We start from the raw sequence: 6,737 nt of genomic DNA, 5'->3' as shown, positions 1-6,737 counted from the left end.
TCCCTGACTAAGAAGCCGGCACCGGTGAAACCACGTGTCAATAACAAATGGAAGCAGAATCCTTAGCGGAGGTTTCTAAATGAGGCAACGACTCAGCTTCCCGGAGGTATTGCTATGAGGCAACAAGCCGGGTGCTCGTGCCGGCTTCGGCAGGTGTTCGGCTGCAGCAGCCGTGCACTGTCCACAAACTTTGCCAGCACTATGGACAAGAGACTCCAACGGGTTCAAAATAGGTTCTAACGTTTCAAACAGTGTCAAACGGTTTCGAAATGGTTCAAGGGAGGGCTTTGATGAAACGGCAAACGCGCGCAGACCTCGCCATGACCGCGGCCATCCTGCTTCTTGGCGCTTCGCTGGTCTACAGCGGAGTCTCACTCCTGCAGCTTCGGTTGAGCCGGAACGGTGCGGTGGCGGCACAGCCGCTCACCTTGCCTGAACTGCTGGCGGCTGCCGGAGCCGGAACCGGTATCGCACTGCTGTGCTGGTGGCTGCTCGCCCTGGTGTGTGCCTGCATTAGCGGTGTGGCGCACACCTTGGGTGCGCCCCGACTTGCAGCCTTGACAGGGTCATGGACACCGGCGTTCATGCGGCGAGTGGTTGCTGCGGTGTTGGGAATCAACCTCTTGGCCGCACCCTTGGCCAGCACCGCCGACTCGCCCGGACTGGATCCCCTGTGGCATGCCGGCACCGTGGCAACAGCGCCTGCCTCCACTGCCGATGAAGACGCGGACCCTGCCGCCGGCGCACCCACTGGTGCCGCTGCCACGAGTGCCGCCGCCAACATTTTGCCCGCTGAAAGCGCTGCGCCCGTGGAGCCGCAATGGATTCCACGGGCTGCCGCAACAGACCCCGGGCCGATGCTCCGACCGTCGCTCCGTCCCCACCGCCCACCAGCCGGAGATGAAGCTGACAAGCCGGGTGCAGCTGCCCCACACTCACCGGCAGAACCTGTTCACGGTGCCAGTCAGGTGGTGGTCAGAAGCGGCGACAGCCTGTGGAGCATTGCTGCTGCATCCCTGGGGCCCTACGCCAGCGACATCGACGTGGCGATGGCCTGGCCTGCCTGGTACAAAACCAACCGCGCGGTGATCGGTGCGGATCCGAACGTCATCCTTCCCGGGCAAGTGCTTGCCGCTCCGCCGGGCCACTAGCTTTCACCCTGCCCACATTTTCACCAGACCGGGCAAACTTCCATCAGCCACATCCAACTCAGTGCAAAGGAGCACCCCGTGAGTACAGCGGCCATCCCCCAAACCACCGCCCCGACCCGTTTGGTGGTCACCCGCGTTCGGCCCGCGGACCCCCGCAATTCGGAATCCAGCGAAGGGACAGTGGTCCCGCTGCCAGAGCGTGGCGAGCGCACTAAACGCCAGCCCCGGCCCAACACCCCGGATGCTGGAAGCAGCGTGGAGCCACTCAACCCGGAAGCCGCCGAGCGGGCCGTGGTCGGGGCGATGTCCTGCAAGGTGGCCCAGGCAGCCGTCGAGGTGCTCAGCGGCGTCAGATCGGTCCAACAGCTTGCGCGGTGGCTGGATGCCAGGTGCTTGAGCGCGCTGACCACACGGGCCAGGCTTCATGCCGAAGCGTACAAAGCCCAAACCCGGCGCCAAAGCCAGGTGCCGGGGGCAGCGAATGTGCACACCCTGCGCCACCAGCCCCTCGTTCATTCGGTGCACTGCAGTGCCGTCTCCCCCGGGATTTTCGAAACCTGCGTGGTCATTGCCGACAAGACCCGCTTCCGTGCCATCGCCATGCGCTTTGAACTCAACCGTGGCTTGTGGAAAGTCACCGCCCTGCAAATTGGATGATCTGCCCAGCTACGAAAAATGCCGCCGCTCGAACGGAAATGCCACGGAACAAACTGTGGCGCTTCCGCCCAAACGGCGGCATGGCAGGCTGCAGCTGCAAGCGTTCTTTACCGCTTTTTCTTCTTCTTGTTGCTCTTCCCGGCTGGGCGCTTGGCAGACGGCGGCAAACCGCCATCGCTGCGGCGCTCCACCCGGGTTTCCGCATCGCCTTGGGCATCCGGGGCGGTGAACTGCAGCTGGGCCGGCTCAGCCGGTGCTTCCAGTCCGCGAGCCGTTATGCGGGGTGCCTGCTCCTGCTCGGGTGCCGCAACGTCTGGAACTGCATCCTCGGAGGCCGGTCCACCCACGCGCTGCATCAGGTTGGCGGGGGCATCGGCAACCACGCCCACTGCGGCTGCCGGGGCATTCTCCACCTGGACTTCGAGGTTGAACAGGAAGCCGACGCTCTCCTCGCGAATGCCGGCCATCATGGACTGGAACATCTCATAACCTTCGCGCTGGTATTCGACCAGGGGATCACGCTGGGCCATGGCCCGCAAGCCGATGCCTTCCTTCAGGTAGTCCATCTCGTAGAGGTGTTCTTGCCATTTGCGTCCCACTACGGACAGCACGACGCGTCGTTCCAGCTCGCGCATGGTGGCCGAGCCCAATGCTGTTTCGCGTTCCTGGTAGGCAACGCGGGCGTCGGAGAGCAGTTCGGTCTTGAGGTGGTCGGACGTGATACGGCCCTCTCCTCCGACTTCCTCGGCAATTTCTTCCACGGTCACCGCCACCGGGTAGATGGTGCGCAGGTTGTTCCACAGGGTGTTGAAGTCCCAAGTGCCGGCGTGGTCGGTGCCCAGAGAGGCTTCAATGACTTCGTTGACGGTGTCCTCCAGGAAGTGCTGGACCTTCTCATGCAGGTCTCCACCTTCCAGGATCCGACGACGGTCGCTGTAGATGGCTTCACGCTGGCGGTTCAACACGTCGTCGTACTTCAGGACGTTCTTGCGCTGTTCAGCGTTGCGTCCCTCAACCTGGCCTTGAGCAGAGGCGATGGCCTTGGATACCAACTTGGATTCCAGCGCAACATCGTCGGGCATCGAGGAACGAGACATGAGACGTTCGGCAGCACCGGAGTTGAACAAACGCATCAAATCATCGGTCAGCGACAGATAGAAACGAGACTCGCCCGGATCGCCCTGGCGGCCTGAACGTCCACGGAGTTGGTTGTCGATGCGGCGGGACTCATGGCGTTCAGTGCCCAGGACATAGAGCCCGCCGGCTGCCAGCACAGCCTCATGCTCATCCTTGACGGCCAGCTTGGCTTCCTCAAAAGCATCATGCCACGCCGCTTCGTACTCCTCCGGAGTCTCTTCCGGGTCGAGGCCGCGGGCAGCCAATTCGGTCACGGCGTTGAACTCGGCGTTGCCGCCGAGCATGATGTCGGTACCGCGTCCGGCCATGTTGGTGGCCACGGTGACGGCGCCGTGGCGGCCGGCCTGGGCGACAATCGCTGCTTCGCCGGCATGGTTCTTGGCGTTCAAGACCTCGTGCTTGACGCCTGCCTGCGCCAGTTTCTTGGAGAGGTATTCGCTCTTCTCCACGCTCGTGGTGCCCACCAGCACAGGCTGCCCCGTCTCGTGGCGCTCAGCGATGTCTGCCACGACGGCGTCGAACTTGACCACCTCGTTCTTGTACACCAGGTCCGACTGGTCCGCACGCCTCATCGGCTTGTTCGTGGGAATGGGAACTACGCCCAGCGAGTAGGTGCCCATGAACTCCGAAGCCTCGGTCTCGGCGGTGCCGGTCATGCCCGAGAGCTTCTCGTACAGGCGGAAGTAGTTCTGCAAGGTGACCGTGGCCAAGGTCTGGTTCTCAGCCTTGATTTCCACACCTTCCTTGGCTTCGATGGCCTGGTGCATGCCTTCGTTGTAGCGCCGTCCGGCCAGAATGCGGCCGGTGTGTTCATCGACAATGAGAATCTCGCCATCCATGATGACGTAGTCCTTGTCGCGCTTGAACAGTTCCTTGGCCTTGATGGCGTTGTTCAGGAAACCAATCAGGGGTGTGTTGGCGGATTCATACAGGTTCGTGATGCCGAGGTAGTCCTCAACCTTTTCAATGCCGCCTTCAAGAACGCCGACAGTGCGCTTTTTCTCATCGACCTCGTAGTCGTCCTCGACGTCCAGGCGCAGGACGACCTTGGCGAACTCGCTGTACCAGCGATTGGTGTCCCCCGAGGCCGGCCCGGAAATGATCAGCGGCGTGCGGGCCTCATCGATGAGAATGGAGTCAACCTCATCCACGATGGCAAAGTTGTGGCCGCGTTGAACAAGCTCGTCCTTGCTCCATGCCATGTTGTCGCGCAGGTAGTCGAAACCAAACTCATTGTTTGTCCCGTACGTGATGTCTGCGGCGTACTGCGCGCGGCGGACGGCCGGGTCCTGGTTGGAGACGATGCAACCGCTGCTCTGCCCGAGGAAACGGAATACGCGCCCCATCAGCTCCGACTGGTATTGGGACAGGTAGTCGTTGACAGTGATCACGTGGACGCCCTTGCCGGTGAGCGCGTTTAAGTATGCCGGGGCAGTTGCCACAAGGGTCTTTCCCTCACCGGTCTTCATCTCGGCAATGTTGCCCAAGTGAAGGGCCGCGCCGCCCATGAGTTGGACACGGAAGTGGCGCAGGCCAAGGGTGCGCGAGGATGCCTCGCGCACGTTGGCGAAGGCTTCGGGCAGCAGGTCGTCAAGGGTCTCGCCGTCTTCGTGACGGCGCTTGAGCTTGTCCGTTTCCTCGCGCAGCTCGGCGTCGGTGAAGGTCTGGAAGGTATCTTCCAGCGAATCAATGGCGTCGGCAAGGACGTTGAGCCGTTTAAGCGTTTTGCGATCGCCTGTGCGAAGAACCCGCTCAAGAAGTGATGACACGAAATTGCTCCCAATCTATTGCTGCCTAAAAGTAGCTTGTTCAGTCTACGTGAGAAGAGGCACAACAGACTGCCATTTCCCGCTGCCAAGCACCTGGTAAAAGTCGCGGAAGCGGGCCATGCCGCCCGTTTGGCGCCCGTCGGGGCCACAGTGTTCTCGCCCAGCGGAAATGAAGCCAGTGTAATACCCGCGGCTTTCATTGCCTCCGACCGACAGGTCCGTACTTGACTGTTAGGCACCCTAACTATTAGGCTACCTAAATATGGACATTGTTGAGAATCTGGAACTGGCGGCACGCTATCGCGAAATTCTGCGCCAAGCACTTTATGTGGTGCGCTCCATCGATGCCGACGGCGAGCTCAGCACGGCCCAAACGAGCACCCTGAACATGCTGGCCGCCGCACCCATGCGCATTGGTCTGATTGCCCGCAATGCAGGCATCCGTGTCCCCAGCGCCACCGAGCAAGTGACAAAGCTTGCCGCCGCCGGCCTGGTCGAACGGGTTCCCAGCCACACCGACGCCCGCGTGGTTGAAGTGCGACTCACCGAGGAAGGCAGGCGGACACTCAAGGCTGCAAATCTTCGCCGCAACCGAGAAATGGCCCGGGCCTTTGATTCCCTGTCCCCGCGTGAACGGCAGGCCATCAACCTGGCCATCCCAGCCATCGAAAAGCTCAATGTCGCCTTGTCTCCCTAGCTTGTCCCCTGGAGCAAGCGGACACCAAGCATCACCCGGCCCCGGACAACGGGCCGGCACGAACGAAACGAAATCGCAGGAGAGCACGTGCAAGTGAACAGCACAGCATTAAACGCCAACAATGGGGCCGCAACCCTGACCCGGGAGAAGCAATCGATCTTGAAGCAGCCCAAGGCGGTCTGGGCCGTTGCCGGTGCATCGGTCTTCGCCTTTATGGGAATCGGCCTTGTCGACCCGATCCTGCCAGCCATTGCCGAAAACCTGCAGGCCACCCCCAGCCAAGTTTCACTGCTGTTCACCAGCTACTTCCTGATCACCGCCATCGCCATGCTGGTCACGGGTTTCGTATCCTCACGCATTGGCGGAAAGCGCACGCTCCTGCTGGGGCTGGCCGTCATCGTGGTGTTCGCCACCCTTTCCGGACTCTCCGGGACTGTTGACGCCTTGGTCGGTTTCAGGGCAGGTTGGGGACTCGGCAATGCCCTGTTCGTGGCAACGGCACTGGCCGTCATGGTGGGCGTCGCTTCCGGCGGCGCGGCAACAGCGGTCATCTTGTATGAAGCCGCTCTGGGGCTGGGCCTTTCCCTGGGCCCGTTGATGGGCGCCCTGCTGGGCGGCTGGAAGTGGCAGGCACCATTCTTCGGAACCGCCGCCGCCATGGCCATTGCCTTCATCTTGATCATGGTCCTGCTGCCCAAAACCCAGAGCCCGGCCGTCAGGACAAGGTTGCGCGACCCGCTGCTCGCACTGGGCCACAAAGGACTGCGCACCACCGCCGGCAGCGCCCTGTTCTACAACTACGGCTTCTTCACCATTTTGGCGTTTGTGCCCTTCATCCTCGGCTTCGACGCCTACGGCATTGGTGCGGTGTTCTTTGGCTGGGGCGTGGCCGTTGCCGTGTTCTCCGTCTTTGTGGCCCCGATCGTCCAGCGCCGGTTTGGGGCCGTTGGGGCGCTGACCGCATCGCTGGTGGGTTTGGCCGTCATCTTGGTCGGCATGGCCATGGCAGCCGGGCAATCTGTAACCACCGTGGTGGTGCTGACCGTCGTTTCCGGAGCCCTGCTGGGCATCAACAACACGCTCTTCACGGAAATGGCCATGGCCGTCTCGGACTCCCCGCGCCCCGTCGCCAGCGCCGGCTACAACTTTGTGCGCTGGATGGGCGGGGCCCTGGCACCGTTCCTGGCCGCACAAATTGCCGAACACAGCAACGCTTCAGTCACTTTCTATGTCGCCGCGGCCATGGTGGTTGTCAGCGCCGGGGTGATTGTTGGCGGACGCAAGTTCCTCGTCGCCCATGAGCCGGCCGGCGTGTAAGAAGGCTTA

General features: G+C 62.1%; 5 protein-coding genes. 4 read left to right on the top strand and 1 reads right to left on the bottom strand.

Going from position 1 to position 6,737, the window contains the following annotated elements:
* The first annotated feature begins 290 nt into the window (after positions 1-290).
* Both QMG25_RS18515 and QMG25_RS18510 read left to right on the top strand, forming a co-directional pair.
* Positions 291-1,151, top strand: a complete 861-nt coding sequence (locus QMG25_RS18515) for a LysM peptidoglycan-binding domain-containing protein (RefSeq protein WP_283462549.1) — start codon at positions 291-293, stop codon at positions 1,149-1,151.
* A gap of 78 nt (positions 1,152-1,229) precedes the next feature.
* Entirely contained in the window at positions 1,230-1,808 is a 579-nt protein-coding gene (locus QMG25_RS18510) for an Rv3235 family protein (RefSeq protein WP_283462548.1), read from the top strand.
* 107 nt (positions 1,809-1,915) lie between these two features.
* On the opposite strand, the gene secA is transcribed toward QMG25_RS18510, so the two are convergent.
* The gene (gene secA, locus QMG25_RS18505; protein ID WP_283462547.1) at positions 1,916-4,714 is read right to left on the bottom strand and encodes a preprotein translocase subunit SecA; all 2,799 of its coding nucleotides are present in this window, start codon (positions 4,712-4,714) and stop codon (positions 1,916-1,918) included.
* Positions 4,715-4,976: 262 nt separating this feature from the next.
* Here secA and QMG25_RS18500 point away from each other — a divergent pair, with 262 nt between their 5' ends.
* On the top strand, positions 4,977-5,411 hold the full coding sequence (locus QMG25_RS18500; RefSeq protein ID WP_283462546.1) for a MarR family winged helix-turn-helix transcriptional regulator: 435 nt from the start codon (positions 4,977-4,979) through the stop codon (positions 5,409-5,411).
* A gap of 93 nt (positions 5,412-5,504) precedes the next feature.
* Positions 5,505-6,728 (top strand): MFS transporter, encoded by a 1,224-nt coding sequence (locus tag QMG25_RS18495; protein WP_283462545.1) that lies wholly within the window; start codon positions 5,505-5,507, stop codon positions 6,726-6,728.
* Positions 6,729-6,737: the final 9 nt, after the last annotated feature.

Source organism: Arthrobacter sp. H35-D1, assembly GCF_030063185.1.
In the GTDB taxonomy this organism is placed as follows: Bacteria; Actinomycetota; Actinomycetes; order Actinomycetales; family Micrococcaceae; genus Specibacter.
This window is presented reverse-complemented; position numbering and strand designations above follow the sequence as displayed.

Coding starts and splice junctions, on each gene's coding strand:
- QMG25_RS18515 (WP_283462549.1), top strand. CDS start 291: ATGAAACGGCAAACGCGCGCAGACCTCGCCATGACCGCGGCCATCCTG.
- QMG25_RS18500 (WP_283462546.1), top strand. CDS start 4,977: ATGGACATTGTTGAGAATCTGGAACTGGCGGCACGCTATCGCGAAATT.